The following is a 16,191-nucleotide window of genomic DNA, read 5'->3' on the forward strand; positions in this document are numbered from 1 at the left end:
ATCACCTATAAATAGATGGGCGAATAGTCGTATGGCAGTCCGTTATCGCAAGCCAATTTTTTCAAACACTCTGGGGATTTTGATGAGCTCAACCAAAAATACTCTGATATTAGGCATCTCGCTAATCATTAGCTTTATCGTTATTGGCATCATCGGCTCAAATGCCGTGCTTGAGCATAAATCGATGGAGCGCAGTGTGACCGTAAAAGGCTTGTCTGAACGAGAATACCTTGCCGACACCGTTATCTGGCCTATTCAATTTACCGCGGCCAGCAACGATTTATCAGAAATTTATGAAACCATGGAAGCATCCAATAAAAAGGTCATCGCCTTCTTACGGGAAAAAGGCATTGAGCCGGATGAAATATCTTCGTCAGCCCCTTCCATTACCGATAAATCAGCCCAGCGTTACGGTTCATCTCAACCGGCAGAATTCCGTTATACCGCCGCACAGGCCATTACGGTTTACTCCAATAAGGTTGAGCAGGTTCGCAGCGTTATGGGAGACCTTGCCGACCTGGGTAAAGAAGGTATTGTCCTCAGCAGCGACGATTATCAGGCGCAACCAGAGTACTTATTTACCCGTTTGAATGAGGTAAAGCCTGAAATGATAGAAGAGGCCACCAAGAAAGCCCGGGAAGTAGCAGAGAAGTTCGCTATAGACTCGAACTCTCAACTGGGAAAAATCAAACAAGCGCGTCAGGGGCAGTTTAGTATCAGCGCACGCGACCGACATAACCCTCACCTGAAAAATGTACGGGTTGTATCCACCATAGAATATTACTTGTCCGATTGATCTATTCGTTTCACAATGCGGCTAACTCTATGCCAAAAGGCTTGTTAGATAATGAAAAGAACGCTGCAGTATTTGTTTAAAGGGTTAGCCATTTTACTGCCCATTGTTGTGACCTTTGCGTTACTGCAATGGCTGTTAGTTACCATCGAAACCTGGCTTAAACCAATATGGATAACCTTACTGGGGGAGTCTTCATATTTTCCGGGGCTCGCCTTTATTAGCTTTTTAGGTATAGCCCTGCTTATTGGTTTTAGCTCCCGCTGGAATTTCATTGATTCTCTCTGGCAACTTCCCGGAAAGCTCATCAACAGGCTGCCTCTGCTGCGCAGTCTTTACGGTACCATTAACGATGTATTTGAAATGATGTCGGGCAAAAACTTCGCTGAAGAATCTGTGGTATTAGTCACACTGCCCGGCAGCAAACTGCGGCTTATTGGTATTGTCACCAAGAAAAGCGGTATTAAGGGTGACCGCCTGTCGGAATTGATGGAAGGCGACCAGGTGGCGGTATTTTTGCCCATGAGTTATAACGTCGGCGGCTATATGGTCATTGTGCCGGCGGATTGTATTGAGTCACTGACTATGAAACCTGCCGATGCCCTGCAGCTGACAATAAGTGGTGGCTTGGGTAAGAACCACTCCGGCAAAATAGATTAAAAATTGCAGTTGAAATCAGTGCGCGTGCTGGTAAAGTTCGCGCTATGAAACTATCTGACCCCTGCCCTTGCGGCTTCGATAAAACCTATCAAAATTGTTGCTATCCATATCATAATGGAGAATCGCTTGCGTCATCACCTGAAGCCTTAATGCGTTCACGGTACAGTGCCTTTGTCGGACATTTAGCAGGCTACTTAGAAGCAACATGGCATAGCAGCTACCGTCCAGCCTTTCTCGATTTAAGCGACTCACCAAACTGGCTTAAACTGCAGGTTATTTCTTCCAGCGTAGAGCAAAATAAAGGACAAGTGCATTTCCGCGCATTTTATCGTGACGGAGATGATATTGCTTTTATGGAAGAAAAATCTGACTTTATCTTCGAGGATGGCAAGTGGTATTACTTAACTGGCCAGACAAATTAAGACAGTCGCTGACCAGTTTTATCTAAAAAGACCAGACCGTGGGTTTTAACATGCTTTTCATAGCGACTTACCGTTAACGGCTTAGAAAAGTAAAACCCCTGAAACTCTGAAAAGCCAATTTCGGTTAACCTCGTTAACTGAGACTTTTCTTCTACACCTTCAACGACACATTTAATTTTCAATTCAGAGCAAATATTAAAAATCCCCTTAACTAAGCTGTATTGTCGCCCGGATGTCTTTATGCCGCGAAGCAGTGCTCTGTCCAGTTTTAATTTATCAATGGGATAATAAGCTAAGCGGGTAACACTGGAATAACCGACTCCAAAGTCATCAACCGATACCTTAAAGCCCCAGGACTTCAATTCATTCATAAGCTCTAAGGAGTTGACCCGGTCCGACTCCAGACAGGTTTCTGTTAACTCCAGCTCTATCTGTGAAGGTTTAACCGAAAAATCGGCCAGATATTTGACCAGCTTCGAAATAAAATCGGGCTGAGAAAAGTCCAGCAGCGAAATGTTAATGGCTATGGGCAACAGCGGGAAATCATTTTTCTTCCATAGCGATATTTGAGCACAAACTTTCTGAACAATTAAGTCGGTTAAACGACTTATCATTCGGTACTCTTCTGCAATTGGTATAAAAATAGCCGGAGAAATGGAACCCAGTACAGGACTGTCCCAACGGGCCAGGGCTTCAAGCCCGACACAAGTGCCGTCGGCAGTCACCTTCGGTTGAAAACAAACATCCAATTCATCGTTCTGTATGGCTTCATCCAAAAGAATTGAGATTTCATGGCGTTCCATAAACTCTTCTGAATTTTCAGTATCATAAAGATGATAAAACTGGTTCACAGAAACGAATTTTTTTGCTTCCAACGCACGGGAAACAACAACGTCGGCGGTTTCACCATGCTTAGGAAACCTGGCCACACCAAACTGAAAAGACTGCTGACATTTAATACCCTGAAAGGTGTATTCTTTATCGAGAGAGTTTTTAATATCCAGTAAAACGTCTTTCAATTCATTTTCTACCGTTTTTGGCAAAATAAACACCAGCTTATTTAACGCAATAGTCGCAGTTAAACGCGGCTGCTGTCTGTGCTTCTTCAACCGACTGTAAGAGGACGCTAAAAGCTTTCTGATAACACTCTCACCATACTTTAATCTGAGGTAGTCTTCGCTTTCACTTTGTGCGACAACCACAAAGAATTCACGATCTGACTTAGAAATTAATTTATTGCATTGCAACTCAAACCAGTCACTGTTCGGTAAGTTTGTCTGAGTATCCAGATAACGCAAACGGCGGTTTTCCTGCTCTAAAAACGTCAGGTTACTCTCCAGCGTTTTCTCTTGTGTACAATCAACAAACTCATAAACATAAGAGCTGGCTTCCGGAACTTCTAATCTGACAACCTGTTGGTATGTATGCTCATGCCGAATAATCTTGCCACCCGTGGGTAATTTGGCATGGTTTATATCAGGAAACCAGTTAGAAATAGACTGACAACCACTTCTCGTGGACTCATCTAAACCGAAAATATCACCGGCCTGTTTATTAAAGTCTGTAATTAATCCGCCTTCATTAACAATAACTTTGGGTCTTCTGGACTCGGCAAAAAACACCCGGTAAAGCGAGTTCTTGCCTTTTAAGTAATCATTGGATTTTTGCGTTTCCTTATTCAGACGTTTTGCGGCGACTATGGTACGAGCCACGGCCAGAGGAATGCAGATGTTAAAGAATAGAAACATATTTCCTGCGATATACCATGCAGCGTCAGGAAACAGCACATTGGGTTCAGCGAAGAAAGACAAATTAACGTTGTTAAAAACAATATAAAAAGGCGCGATATTCAATACGGCATAAAATATCGCAGCTCTACCGCCAAGAAGCATTAAAGCAATTAGGGGGCAAGCATACATATACATCGAACCTATTTTTGCAAGATTCATATCATCCAGGAACAAATTACAGGAGACACTTGCTGCAATAATAGTAATCTGCAAAAAGTTGGCACAAAAATAATAGTAATTCTTGCTTAACCAAAGTAAGCCTAACATGCTAACTAAGAAAGCGGATGTAATTGCAATAATATGGGGAAGTTGAGCTTCTAAAGCGTCATCGAAGCTGTGTAAAAACACAACCAGACACAGAAGCATTCCGGAGAAAAGAATAATTCTTAGTGCGCTGACTCGCCAATTAGGAACACCATTTTCTGACGTTCCTTCGTCTTTAAGCAGAAAAAAGTTATTTAAGAAGTTCATGCTGGCCCGAATCAGTTCTCAGACCGTCATTAAAGAACGTTAAACCTTAAAAATCAACTACCTTTACTCTAGTTATTCTATATTAATCAGATGCTGTCGATAAAAACGCCAATGTCTCGACTTTATTAAATACCAGGCACAAATAAACCAACCAAAAACAATTGCGGCTCGTCCAAATGAAAAAGCACCATGTTGCTCAATGAATAACCAAAAAATAAGTACGGCATCAAAAACCAAAGAAAGTAATAACAGAGGTTGCGCAAAACGCATTAACCTATTTGCCCAGTTAGGTTTATCTTCGCCGACAAAGGTGGTTGCCAGCAAAACAATTAAAGCAGGTAGGCCAATCAGTAGCATCAGTCCAAACTGCTCTGAACTGGTGTAGAAGAGTTTCAATAATCGCGTTCGGTCTTCAGAAAAGGTCAGAGATATAATGGCAGCGACATAGCCACGCATTTCAAATAAAAGCATCAGCAAGAGCGAGAGCGGGATACTCGCCCTGCCCTCTTTATCCAGGTATCGTGCTCTCTCTACCAATCGCTGCCCGGCGCTTGTCGCCTCGCTGCCAGATTTTTTCATGGAAATAATAACCTACTGTATTCACTAAAGGTTCAATCAGAGCAATAGCACCGCCAAGCACAACATCGCCTGTCATTAACCAGACTACGCCAAAGGCGATAGTAAAATGCATGATACCAAATGATACTGTCTTTACTGCGTCTTTCATAACAATCTCCCGCGTCGACTTTTGTTGATTATTGCCGATTAAGATTGTTACAGCCAATTGATAAAAGCGATAGCCCTGTTCGTTGCAGGGGATTTATCTTTAAACCGCTCGTTTAAGTTGTTCACGCAGTTCTGCGACTTCATCGCGCAGTTTACCCGCTTGTTCAAACTCAAGATTCTGCGCCGCTTTGTACATCTCTTTCTCTTTAGCGTCGATTTCTTTCATGACCGCTTTCGCGTCTTTGACAACCACAGTGCGGGCATCATACCCGGAGGCCACTTCAGCCAGCGCTTTTTCAGCCTTACTCTGACGAGCTTTAGCTGAACCCTGTCCCAAGTCCATCACGTCGGTAATGTCTTTATTCAGTCCCTGCGGGGTAATACCGTGCTCTTTGTTGTAAGCAATTTGTTTCTCGCGACGACGATCCGTTTCGTCCATGGCTCGTTGCATCGAGCCAGTAATGCGATCCGCGTATAAAATAGCACGCCCATTCACGTTACGTGCAGCACGACCAATCGTCTGAATCAACGAGCGGTCGGAGCGCAAGAAACCTTCTTTATCTGCGTCTAATATCGCGACCAGCGACACTTCCGGCATATCCAGACCTTCCCTCAGCAAGTTAATACCCACCAGTACATCGAACTTACCCAGACGTAAATCACGAATAATCTCCATACGTTCAACGGTATCAATGTCCGAGTGCAGATAACGCACCTTTATGCCGTGTTCATCCAGATAGTCTGCTAAATCTTCCGACATTTTCTTAGTCAAAGTTGTCGCCAGCACCCGCTCGCCGACCTCTGTCCGCAAGCGGATTTCAGACATTAAATCATCCACCTGGGTGGCAACCGGACGCACTTCTATCTGCGGGTCAATCAATCCTGTCGGCCTGACAACCTGCTCAACCACTTCATTACCACTGCGCTCTAATTCATACTTGCCCGGTGTCGCTGACACATATAGGGTTTGTGGCGCTATAGCCTCAAACTCATCAAATTTAAGCGGCCGATTATCCAGTGCTGACGGTAAACGGAAACCGTATTCAACCAGGTTTTCTTTGCGCGATCGGTCACCTTTGTACATAGCGCCAATCTGCGACACCGTCACATGGGACTCATCAATGATAAGCAGAGCATTATCCGGCAAATAATCCATTAACGTTGGCGGCGGCTCGCCGGGCGCACGACGCGACAGATAACGGGAGTAGTTTTCAATGCCCGAGCAATAGCCAAGCTCCAGCATCATTTCAATATCAAACTGCGTACGCTGATTAATCCGCTGCTCTTCTATGAGTTTATTTTGCTTAAGCAGAATATCGCGGCGATCTTTCAGTTCATCTTTTATCTTTTCAATGGCTTTAACCAGCACTTCCCGTGGCGTTACATAGTGCGTTTTCGGATAAATAGTGGCGCGCGCAACATCTTTTTCCGTAACCTGCCCAGTTAAAGGCTCAAAAAAGCTAATGCGATCAACTTCGCTGTCAAACAGTTCCAGACGCACCGCTATTTCCTCTGACTCGGCCGGGAAAATATCAATCACGTCACCACGGACCCGGTAAGTACCCCGCTCAAAAGCGGCATCGTTACGTTTGTACTGAAGCTGAGCCAGACGTCGTAAAACATCTCGCTGGTCAATAATGTCGCCACGACGCAAGTGCAGCATCATTTTCATATACGATTCAGGGTCGCCCAGGCCATAAATAGCGGAAACCGAGGCAACCAGAACCACATCTCTCCGTTCCATTAACGCCTTTGTGGCAGACAAACGCATTTGCTCAATATGAGAATTAATTGAAGCATCTTTCTCAATGAAAGTATCAGTGGTAGGAACGTAAGCTTCTGGCTGATAATAATCATAGTAAGAAACAAAATATTCCACCGCGTTATTGGGGAAATACTCTTTCATCTCACCATAAAGCTGCGCTGCCAGAGTTTTATTGTGTGCCAGTATCAACGTAGGGCGCTGCGAGCGTTCAATGACATTCGCCATGGTAAAGGTTTTACCTGAACCAGTTACACCCAACAGCACCTGATGCGCCAAACCGGCGTCCAGATTGTCGAGCAGTGACTCAATGGCTTTGGGCTGGTCACCCGCCGGCTTGTATTTAGAAACCAGTTCAAATTTCTTAGCCACGTTCTCTCCTCAACTCGCGTGAAAACCACCAATACGCAATGACAGCAGTAAACAGATTAGCGACCACCCCGCCAATGAATAAACCGGTTAAGTCAGCGAGTACACTCCCCAAATAAGAGAGCGGTACGAATAAAACAAATAAACGAATGATACTTAACCACAGCGCGTTCATCGGCCGGTGCACAGCATTAAAGCTGGAATTGGTCAGTATGATAATGCCCTGCAACCCGTAACCCAACGGCATAATATAAATAAAGAGCTTAACAATGTCGGCAACCGCTTGCTCTTCAGCAAATACCTGAGCTATCCAGTGTGCGGTTACCAACATCAGTAAATAAATGACCGCCTGAATGGCCAGCACGGCTTTTAACGCAGTCCGGTAGGCTTCTTTCACCCGATCAATACGATCCGCACCGTAGTTCTGGCTAATTAATGGCGGCAACGACATGGACAACGCCAGTATAATGACGCTGGCCAGTGACTCCAGTCGGGACCCGACACCGAACGCTGCCACGGCTGGAGCTCCATAAGATGCGACAATAGCAGTCATCACTGACATAGCTAATGGAGTCAGCATATTGGCGCTGGCTGCCGGCATACCTATTTTTAAAATACCGCGGGCTGACTTAATCCATGCCTGAAAAAAAGGCCGTCCGGCAGGCGGTTTAGAAGAAATCAGCTTATTTCTGCGCAGCAACCAAAACACTAAAAAGACACCACTAAACCAGGAAATAACACTGGCAAGAGCGGCGCCCTCAATACCCATGGCAGGAATAGGCCCTAGCCCAAAAATTAAAATGGGATCGAAAATGGCGTTCGCCAACCCACCGGAAGCCATAATAAGCGATGGTGTTCGTGTGTCACCGGCAGCCCTCAGAACCGCATTCCCAACCATAGGCGTAACCAACATCACGCAGCCCAGATACCAGAGCGTCATATACTCCCGTATCAACGGCATTAGCCGTTCCTGTGCCTGCAATAAACTGAAAACCGGGTCCATCAGCAGATAGCCAATGAGTGCCAACGCAGCAACTAGTATGGCGGATACTGAAAGCGCAGAAAAACCATCAAAATGAGCTTCTTCCGGCCTGTCTGAGCCGTATTTACGGGCAATAACAGCGGAAGTTCCTATACCTAAACCTATGGCCAGGCTTATAACGGTGAAAGTAACGGGAAAGGTAAAGCTGACAGCCGCAAGAGGGTCTGTTCCGAGCATACTGATAAAGAAGGTATCGACAACATTGAAGCTAATGAGAGTAGCCACACCGAAAATAACCGGCCAGGTCATTTCCCAGAGTTTTTGTCCTACCGGCGCGCTGATAAGACTTCTTGATGCGTCGGCAGCTGCCATTCAATCCCTCCTCAGTTCGATAGCCGAATAGTGTACATGAGACTGTGCTTTGTGGCTACGGAGAATAGACTTTAGCCATTGCGATCCGTATAGTAATGGGCATTTCAACCCTTGCGAAAAACAGGATCTGAACGTGGATTATCAACTCTCTGATCGTATCAATGCGATTCAACCTTCGCCGACTCTGGCGGTTACTCAAAAAGCCAATGAATTACGCCAACAAGGCAAAGATGTTATTGGTCTGGGCGTCGGCGAGCCAGATTTTGATACACCAGATTTTATCAAAGAAGCGGCTATTCAGGCGATTCGCGATGGTAAAACAAAATATACTGCAGTTGATGGCATCGACGAGCTAAAAGATGCGGTCATTAAAAAGCTGGAGCGAGACAATAACCTGAGCTATGAGCGCAAAGAAATTATTGTCTCTGCCGGCGGCAAACACAGCATTTTTAATTTGCTCAGTGCCTGGTTAAACCCGGGTGATGAAGTCATTATCCCCGCGCCTTATTGGGTTTCTTATCCGGATATGACCAAACTGGTTGGCGCAGAGCCCGTTATTGTTAAAGCCGGTATTGATCAGCGTTTTAAGATCACACCAGAGCAACTGCGCGAAGCACTAACCGATAAAACCCGGTTAATGTTTATTAATAGCCCGTCTAACCCAGCGGGAACCGCATACACGGCTGACGAACTGAAAGCTCTGGCTGAAGTACTGCGTGACTATCCAAAGGTACTTATCGCCACTGATGATATGTATGAACATATCCTCTGGAGTGATTCCGCTTTTGCCAACTTCCCTATGGTAGCTCCGGATCTTAAAGATCGCACCGTTATCCTGACCGGAGTATCCAAAGCTTATGCAATGACAGGCTGGCGTATCGGTTATGCTGCCGGGCCTAAACCTATTATTGCAGCCATGAAAAAAATGCAGTCACAAAGTACTTCAAACCCAACCAGCATCAGTCAGTATGCGGCGGCGGCAGCATTAAATGGTGACCAGAGCTGCATTGATACCATGGTAAGTGCATTTAAAGAGCGTCACGACTACCTGGTAGACGCCTTAAATAGTATCGACGGCGTTAACTGTGTACCCGGTGACGGCACCTTCTACGCGTTCGCACAGGTTGACGAACTAATGGCTAAAGCTAAGGTCAGCAGTGACGTTGAACTTTGCGAAAAACTACTCACCGAAGCAAACGTAGCCTTAGTGCCGGGCTCGGCTTTCGGTACCGATGGATATTGCCGTCTGTCCTTTGCGACTAGCATGGATGTATTAAAAGAAGCGGTTAAGAGAATTAAAGACTTCTCAGAAAGTTTATAAAATAAAGGTTTTGGCGCCATTTTCCTGAATGAGCGCCAAAACCCTATTAATTGAACAGTCATTCCAGCTTAAATCACGCCAATATTGCCCTTTTCTATTTTGATAGTTTTATTACAAATTACTAAAAGTCCAACTCAGATAAAGTCAATTAGATCCCGATCAATTTAATCAATGTCAAGACCGATCAACCTATTTTCAGAAAGATTTTTTGGCGCGTTTTTTAGTCAAATCCACTAAGAAATACACAAGTTGCTGATTCTTCAGGCATTGGTTGGTGACGGAATCACCAACATGAGTGTTTATTCATCAAAATAACATAACCTATTGTATTTTATAGGAATTAAATCACTGCGTTATTTTTTAACCAGGCCTAAAAATGCCTTCAAACCCGCATCACTCTTACGACTTAACAGAGTTAAACACAAGGTTATCCACAGATTCCGTGGATAAGATCATGTAGCCGTTATCTACTGCGACATTCAGATATCTGTGGATAATGAGATCAGCGATAAACATAGTACTTATGTTATGCCTGAATATTTTACAGTTACTTGACATTGTCATCGATAACGATTGGCGCCTGTTTTAGCGCTGATATGATTAAAAAAGCTATTTTGTCGACTTTTTCGACAACCGAATCGTTTTCCTTTAAAAACCTTCGCAGAATAGTTGACACCCCTGCGTATGAGCTTTAATATTCGCAGCCGTTGAATGTTGTTCCCCAGTAGCTCAGTTGGTTAGAGCGGTGGACTGTTAATCCATGTGTCGTTGGTTCGAATCCAACCTGGGGAGCCAAACAACATCCAACCTATTCAATTCCCCAGTAGCTCAGTTGGTTAGAGCGGTGGACTGTTAATCCATGTGTCGTTGGTTCGAATCCAACCTGGGGAGCCACATTTAGAGAGAACCGCCTATACGGCGGTTTTTTCGTTTCTGGACCACAGCCCTGCACTCAGTTCAGCAACAGGCTGCTGAGCGCCTTTAGATATCCACTGCGCTAATTCATCTGCAACATTAGGCCAATATAACCGTTGCGGATTACGTTGGGTTAACCAACTATCAATTGATACGCTGTCGATTCGCTTAAGGACATGCGCTAACCCCTGCTCCTGCAGTATCTGCGCATTCCATTTTTGCTCAAACTGACCGGTTAAAGGCTTTACTGCAAGCGCTTTGCCCTGACTCAGCGCCTCGCAACTGGTTTCAAACCCCGCGTTAGACAAAATAGCCGAGGCCTTATTGAAGTGAGCGGCAAACTCCGCTCTTGAAGGTGGGTAACACTCAATATGACCTAAAGACTCGCGCTTAGCCAAAGGATGAAAAAAAGAGAACTCGTAATTATCTAAAGGCTGCAATTGTTCAATTACATGCCGAGGGTCTTCAAAGGGTAAATACACAACCACACGTTGCATTAAGCCGCCACAGTTATTTTCTTCATGCCTGACCACGGGGGGAATCGCATTTCCGGTTGAAAGCCAGTGCATACCGACAGGCTCTGAACAGGGCGCAAATGAAGATATCAGCTTTTTCTGCCACCAGGACAAGCGTCGGAACAATTCCGGCTCCTGAAACGCATACTGACGACCTAAACCAATACAACGCACTCCGGCTTTCTTAGCCGCCCAGGCAGTTACGGGCTCATAATCTGTGATCACTAAGTCGTAATTTTTTACCGGTAACTTTTTTACATCCTGCCAAAATTGACTCCAGTCGTTGTTCAACAACGTCTTACGTCTTCGTAACCGCCCTTTTTCAGTGACAAAAGACAGACCCTGCTGCCACTGATAATCGCCGAAAACGTCCATATCGAATAAACCGGCAACATCACGCCCCGATATCAGGTAATCAATATCAACATTATATTTTGCAAGAGACTTTGCCATGGTGTGACAGCGACTCAGGTGACCATTACCCGTGCCCTGTATACCATAAAGAATTTTCATATAACGAACTCCGATACGACAATAGCCAGCGAAGCGCCGGCAACAATATCGCTGGGGTAATGGACGCCAACCACAACTCGGGAGGCACCAATAGCGGCAGCCCAGCCAAAACAGACTAAGCCAAGATTTGGGTAATACTGATAGGTTACTGTAGAAAACAGAACCGCAGCGGCGGTATGGCCGGAAGGAAAACTGAATTTATCACTAGCGACAACCAAAGCAGCAAAGGATAAATTTAACTCACTGGGTCGCTGGCGCCGAAAACTGTTTTTCATTATCCAGTAAACCGGTAGCTCAAGTGCAAAGGCAAGTAACAGGTGGGCAAAATAGTCGTCGCCGGATTCGTCCAGAAGCCAGGCCATCAATGCAATAACCAGGTAACCGTAACCGTCACCACTGCGCGACGTCAGCAGTGCAATTTGTCCGGGCAAATCCTTAGCCCGCAAACCAGAAAATAGACAATAACAATAGCGATCAAAACGTTGTAAATAACTGATTATTACCATGTGGTTTAGAACCCATTTTGGCTTCAGTTGTAGCTACCTTGCCAAGCCTTTATGACACTAAATGAGCAGTTTCGTGAAGAAAGTATGACAATGCACAAATTTTCTCCAAAACACATGCCCTCTGTCTGTTGTTTATGGCGGCCAAAACACCGATAATATGCGGTCTTTGTTAAACACAGTATCCGGAAAGGTAAATGACCGATTACTTACTGCTACTGATAGGCACCGTGCTGGTTAATAACTTTGTACTGGTGAAGTTCCTGGGGTTGTGCCCCTTTATGGGCGTTTCCGGCAAGCTGGACACGGCAATAGGCATGTCAGCAGCGACCACCTTTGTGTTGACTCTGGCCTCGGTCTGTAGCTATCTGGTAAATCAATACCTGCTTGAGCCGCTCGACTTAATGTCGCTGCAAACGCTCAGTTTTATCCTGGTTATTGCAGTGGTCGTACAATTTACAGAAATGGTGGTACACAAAACCAGCCCAACGCTGTATCGGTTACTGGGTATTTTCCTGCCACTTATTACCACCAACTGCGCTGTATTAGGTGTGGCTTTACTTAACGTCAACGAGCAACACAACTTTGTGCAGTCTATTGTTTATGGCTTAGGAGCCGCTATTGGTTTCTCGCTGGTACTTATTTTATTCTCAGCTCTGCGTGAGCGCTTAGCTGCCGCCGACGTGCCGGTAGCGTTTAAAGGTTCAGCTATTGCGATGATAACCGCAGGGCTTATGTCTCTTGCCTTTATGGGCTTTAGCGGATTGGTGAGCAGTTAATGAGTTTATTCGGAGCAGTTATCGCGCTGGGTATATTAGCGCTGATATTCGGAGTGATTCTTGGCTTTGCCGCGGTTAAGTTCCGCGTCGAGAGCGATCCTATTGTCGACCAGATTGATGAAATTCTGCCACAAACGCAATGTGGCCAATGCGGTTACCCCGGTTGCCGCCCCTACGCGCAAGCCATCGCCGACGGCGACGACATTAACAAATGCCCGCCGGGCGGCGAAGCGACCATAAAACAGTTAGCCAATTTAATGGGCGTAGAAGCCAAGCCGCTGGATGATGCCCATGGCGAAGAAGACGTTAAAAAAGTTGCGGTTATCCGCGAGGACGAGTGCATTGGTTGCACTAAATGTATTCAAGCCTGCCCGGTCGATGCCATTTTAGGCGCAGCAAAACAAATGCACACGGTTATCGAACATGAATGTACCGGCTGCGACCTTTGTGTTGAACCTTGTCCGGTCGACTGTATCGACATGGTAAAAGTAAAAGCAAAACCCGAAACCTGGCAGTGGGATTTGGATACCGTGAAAGAAAACATCAAAGCCAATAGCATTCCGGTTAAGGTGGTGGAATGAGCGACGTGCAGGCAAAAAAACATGACTTAAACGCCAATGTGATAGGCCACTTCCCAGGCGGCGTTCATCCTCCTGAGCGCAAGCAGCCGGCCAGCAGCCAGCCCATTCGCAAGCTTACATTACCGCACGAGCTAATTTTGCCCGTACGCCAGCACATTGGGCCTTCTGGTAAGGTTTTGGTTAAGGTCGGCGAGCGCGTTGATAAAGGTCAGCGTTTAACTGAAGCCGGGTTAAGCCAAGGGTTACCCTTGCACGCTCCAACGTCTGGCACCATTGCCGCCATTGAAGAGCGCCCTACGGCACATGCATCGGGCTTGCCGGAACAGGCTATTGTCATTCACCCGGACGGCGAAGACCGCTGGGGCAATAAGCACGCACTGCCCGATTACCATGACGTTGAAATTTCACGCTTACTGGAACTGATTCAGGAAGCTGGTATTGCTGGTTTAGGTGGTGCAGGTTTTCCTACCGCTCAAAAGCTGGCACAACAAAAGCCTTTGAAACACCTTATTATAAACGGTGTTGAGTGCGAACCTTACATTGCCGCAGACGATCGCTTAATGCAGGAACATGCCGATGACATTGTTGCCGGCATTCGCATTTTACAGTACATCACCCGTTGCGATTCGGTTCTGCTCGCTATCGAAGATAATAAGCCCGAGGCCATAAAGGCCATGGCAGAAGCCATTGACGACAACCCGCAAATACAGCTTAAAATAGTACCCACCAAATACCCTTCGGGTGGAGAAAAGCAACTGATTGAACTGCTTACCGGGCATCAGGTACCGAGTGGCAAGTTGCCGATGGATATCGGTTTATTGATGCAAAACGTCGGCACAGCTTATGCGGTCAAGCGAGCGATTATTCATGGTGAGCCGTTGTTAGAACGCGTGGTTACGCTGACCGGTGAGTCTCTTAAACAGCGGGGAAACGTGTGGGCCTTATTAGGGACGCCAATTCAACACTTGCTGGATGAGTCAGGTTTTACCCCGGAGAAAAAGCAACGCATTATTATGGGCGGGCCAATGATGGGCTTCACCCTGCCCATTACAGAAGTGCCGGTCATAAAAACCACGAACTGTGTTCTGGCTCCTACGGAGAAGGAACTGCCCTCTCCCGGACCTGAACTGGCCTGTATCCGTTGCGGCGCCTGCGCCGACGCCTGCCCGGCAACATTACAGCCGCAGCAGTTGCAATGGTTGGCCAAGGCCAAAGACTACGAGTCACTGGAAAAACACAACTTGTTCGACTGCATTGAATGCGGTGCCTGCGCTTATGTCTGCCCCAGCGAGATACCGCTGGTGCACTATTACCGGAAAGCCAAAGCCGAAGTGCGCAATATCGCCCGCGAAAAAGCTAAGGCGGAACAAGCCCGTAAACGTTTCGAAGCAAGGCAGGAACGCCTGGAGCGTGAAAAAGAAGAGCGCTTAGAGCGTCACAGAAAAGCCGCCGAAGAACGCCAAAAAATGCAGCAGGAAATGCAACAAGAAGCGCAGCAGAAAAACAGCGACGAACCGGGAAGAAAATCGGAAGAAGCCACTGAGAAACCGACTGGTAAATCAGCGGCGGTTGCTGCCGCTATTGCCCGCGCTAAAGCTAAAAAGGCCGCTCAGGCTGCTAAAGAAAGCCCGGAAGAAAGCAACTCAGCCAAAGGAAATGAGTCATGAGTTTCAGAATTGCATCGTCACCCCATGGGCATAACCAGCGCAGCACCAGCGAGATGATGCGCTGGGTTTGTTATGCACTGGTTCCCGGCGTACTGCTGCACAGCTACTTTTTTGGTTCCGGTATCTGGTTTCAAATTCTTCTGGCCGTGGTTACTGCAGTTGCCGCCGAAATGGCCTGCACCGTAGCCCGGGAGCGTCCGGCATTTTCAGCCTTGCGCGACAATACGGCCATAGTTACCGCCGTTTTACTGGCAATTAGCATTCCTTCATTAGCGCCCTGGTGGATCATCGTTATAGGGACATTATTCGCCATTGTGGTAGTCAAACATGTTTATGGCGGCATGGGGCAAAACTTATTTAACCCGGCTATGGCCGGCTACGTTCTTCTGTTGGTGTCATTCCCGGTACAAATGACCAACTGGTTACCAGTTTCAGCCATTAGTGAGCACTCGCTTAACTTATGGCAAACGTTGCACACCATATTGTTTGAGTACACGCCAGCAGGCTATAGCGTTGAGCAACTGCGCTCGGGTATCGATGGCGTCACCATGGCAACCCCTCTCGACAGTATAAAAACCGGACTGACTCAGGGTTACACACTAACTGAAATTTATCAGCGCCCAGAATTCAGTTACTTTGCCGGTGCCGGCTGGCAGTGGATAAATCTGGGCTTTTTCGTCGGTGGTTTACTCTTAATTCAGCAACGCATTATCAGTTGGCACATTCCACTCGGCTTTCTTGGTGGTCTTTGTATACCCGCATTTATCGCGCATATATTTGCCCCGGATCTGATGCCCGGACCAATCGTTCACGCCTTAAGCGGAGCAACAATGTTAGGTGCCTTCTTTATAGCCACCGACCCGGTATCTGCCGCTACCTCGAATCGTGGACGGGTTATATTTGGCTTACTTATTGGCTTCTTAATTTTTGTTATTCGCAGCTGGGGCGGCTACCCGGACGCAGTCGCCTTTGCAGTGTTGCTTGCCAATATGTGCGTACCGTTTATAGACCGTTACACGCGGCCTGTTGTTTACGGACACGGAGACTGAT

At 46.4% G+C, this 16,191-nt stretch carries 15 protein-coding genes and 2 tRNA genes; 10 read left to right on the forward strand and 7 right to left on the reverse strand.

Translation table 11 applies throughout. The features are described 5' to 3' along the window. The first annotated feature begins 82 nt into the window (after window positions 1–82). From ACN0TF_RS05335 to ACN0TF_RS05345, 3 genes are read left to right on the forward strand one after another with little or no spacing between them, the layout of a single operon-like run. Window positions 83–796 (forward strand): SIMPL domain-containing protein, encoded by a 714-nt coding sequence (locus tag ACN0TF_RS05335; protein ID WP_417441067.1) that lies wholly within the window; start codon window positions 83–85, stop codon window positions 794–796. Window positions 797–847: 51 nt separating this feature from the next. Further along, window positions 848–1,453: a DUF502 domain-containing protein gene (locus ACN0TF_RS05340; RefSeq protein ID WP_253620338.1), complete on the forward strand. Its 606-nt coding sequence runs from the start codon at window positions 848–850 to the stop codon at window positions 1,451–1,453. Between the two features lie 44 nt (window positions 1,454–1,497). Beyond that, the gene (locus ACN0TF_RS05345) at window positions 1,498–1,875 is read left to right on the forward strand and encodes a YchJ family protein (RefSeq protein WP_417441068.1); all 378 of its coding nucleotides are present in this window, start codon (window positions 1,498–1,500) and stop codon (window positions 1,873–1,875) included. Here ACN0TF_RS05345 and ACN0TF_RS05350 read toward each other — a convergent pair. From ACN0TF_RS05350 to ACN0TF_RS05370, 5 genes are all read right to left on the reverse strand, one after another. Next, window positions 1,872–4,136 carry an EAL domain-containing protein gene (locus ACN0TF_RS05350; RefSeq protein ID WP_417441069.1) on the reverse strand — a complete coding sequence of 755 codons (2,265 nt, stop codon included), beginning with the start codon at window positions 4,134–4,136 and terminating at the stop codon, window positions 1,872–1,874. The two genes, ACN0TF_RS05345 and ACN0TF_RS05350, sit on opposite strands and share 4 nt — an antisense overlap. 72 nt (window positions 4,137–4,208) lie before the next feature. Then, window positions 4,209–4,715, reverse strand: coding sequence for a DUF2919 family protein (locus tag ACN0TF_RS05355; RefSeq protein WP_417441070.1), 507 nt, complete (start codon window positions 4,713–4,715; stop codon window positions 4,209–4,211). Further along, on the reverse strand, window positions 4,645–4,863 hold the full coding sequence (locus tag ACN0TF_RS05360; RefSeq protein WP_011235021.1) for a DUF2061 domain-containing protein: 219 nt from the start codon (window positions 4,861–4,863) through the stop codon (window positions 4,645–4,647). Before ACN0TF_RS05360 ends, ACN0TF_RS05355 begins: the two co-directional genes overlap by 71 nt. Before the next feature lie 99 nt (window positions 4,864–4,962). Further along, complete coding sequence (uvrB, locus tag ACN0TF_RS05365; protein ID WP_417441071.1) at window positions 4,963–6,996, reverse strand: excinuclease ABC subunit UvrB; 2,034 nt, start codon at window positions 6,994–6,996, stop codon at window positions 4,963–4,965. Beyond that, window positions 6,989–8,347: an MATE family efflux transporter gene (locus tag ACN0TF_RS05370; protein ID WP_417441072.1), complete on the reverse strand. Its 1,359-nt coding sequence runs from the start codon at window positions 8,345–8,347 to the stop codon at window positions 6,989–6,991. The genes uvrB and ACN0TF_RS05370 overlap by 8 nt, the downstream gene beginning before the upstream one ends. Window positions 8,348–8,480: 133 nt before the next feature. On the opposite strand from ACN0TF_RS05370, the gene ACN0TF_RS05375 reads away from it, so the two are divergent. The 3 genes from ACN0TF_RS05375 to ACN0TF_RS05385 all read left to right on the forward strand — a co-directional run bounded on the left by ACN0TF_RS05375 (window position 8,481) and on the right by ACN0TF_RS05385 (window position 10,562). Beyond that, on the forward strand, window positions 8,481–9,668 hold the full coding sequence (locus tag ACN0TF_RS05375; RefSeq protein ID WP_417441073.1) for a pyridoxal phosphate-dependent aminotransferase: 1,188 nt from the start codon (window positions 8,481–8,483) through the stop codon (window positions 9,666–9,668). A 718-nt stretch (window positions 9,669–10,386) separates the two neighbouring features. Then, a tRNA-Asn gene (locus tag ACN0TF_RS05380) sits at window positions 10,387–10,463 on the forward strand. A gap of 22 nt (window positions 10,464–10,485) precedes the next feature. Then, window positions 10,486–10,562 (forward strand) — tRNA-Asn (locus ACN0TF_RS05385). Between the two features lie 17 nt (window positions 10,563–10,579). Here ACN0TF_RS05385 and ACN0TF_RS05390 read toward each other — a convergent pair. Both ACN0TF_RS05390 and ACN0TF_RS05395 read right to left on the reverse strand, forming a co-directional pair. Next, window positions 10,580–11,611, reverse strand: coding sequence for a glycosyltransferase family protein (locus tag ACN0TF_RS05390; RefSeq protein ID WP_417441074.1), 1,032 nt, complete (start codon window positions 11,609–11,611; stop codon window positions 10,580–10,582). Next, window positions 11,608–12,117 (reverse strand): phosphatase PAP2 family protein, encoded by a 510-nt coding sequence (locus tag ACN0TF_RS05395; protein ID WP_417441075.1) that lies wholly within the window; start codon window positions 12,115–12,117, stop codon window positions 11,608–11,610. Before ACN0TF_RS05395 ends, ACN0TF_RS05390 begins: the two co-directional genes overlap by 4 nt. Window positions 12,118–12,311: 194 nt before the next feature. On the opposite strand from ACN0TF_RS05395, the gene rsxA reads away from it, so the two are divergent. The 4 genes from rsxA to rsxD are packed head-to-tail and all read left to right on the forward strand — an operon-like array spanning window position 12,312 to window position 16,190. Continuing rightward, window positions 12,312–12,893, forward strand: coding sequence for an electron transport complex subunit RsxA (gene rsxA / locus ACN0TF_RS05400; protein ID WP_034821882.1), 582 nt, complete (start codon window positions 12,312–12,314; stop codon window positions 12,891–12,893). Continuing rightward, window positions 12,893–13,474, forward strand: a complete 582-nt coding sequence (gene rsxB, locus ACN0TF_RS05405; protein ID WP_417441076.1) for an electron transport complex subunit RsxB — start codon at window positions 12,893–12,895, stop codon at window positions 13,472–13,474. Before rsxA ends, rsxB begins: the two co-directional genes overlap by 1 nt. Further along, window positions 13,471–15,141 (forward strand): electron transport complex subunit RsxC, encoded by a 1,671-nt coding sequence (rsxC, locus tag ACN0TF_RS05410; RefSeq protein WP_417441077.1) that lies wholly within the window; start codon window positions 13,471–13,473, stop codon window positions 15,139–15,141. The genes rsxB and rsxC overlap by 4 nt, the downstream gene beginning before the upstream one ends. Continuing rightward, on the forward strand, window positions 15,138–16,190 hold the full coding sequence (gene rsxD, locus ACN0TF_RS05415; RefSeq protein ID WP_417441078.1) for an electron transport complex subunit RsxD: 1,053 nt from the start codon (window positions 15,138–15,140) through the stop codon (window positions 16,188–16,190). The genes rsxC and rsxD overlap by 4 nt, the downstream gene beginning before the upstream one ends. Window position 16,191 lies beyond the last annotated feature (1 nt).

This window comes from Idiomarina sp., assembly GCF_048265525.1.
Lineage (GTDB): Bacteria > Pseudomonadota > Gammaproteobacteria > Enterobacterales > Alteromonadaceae > Idiomarina.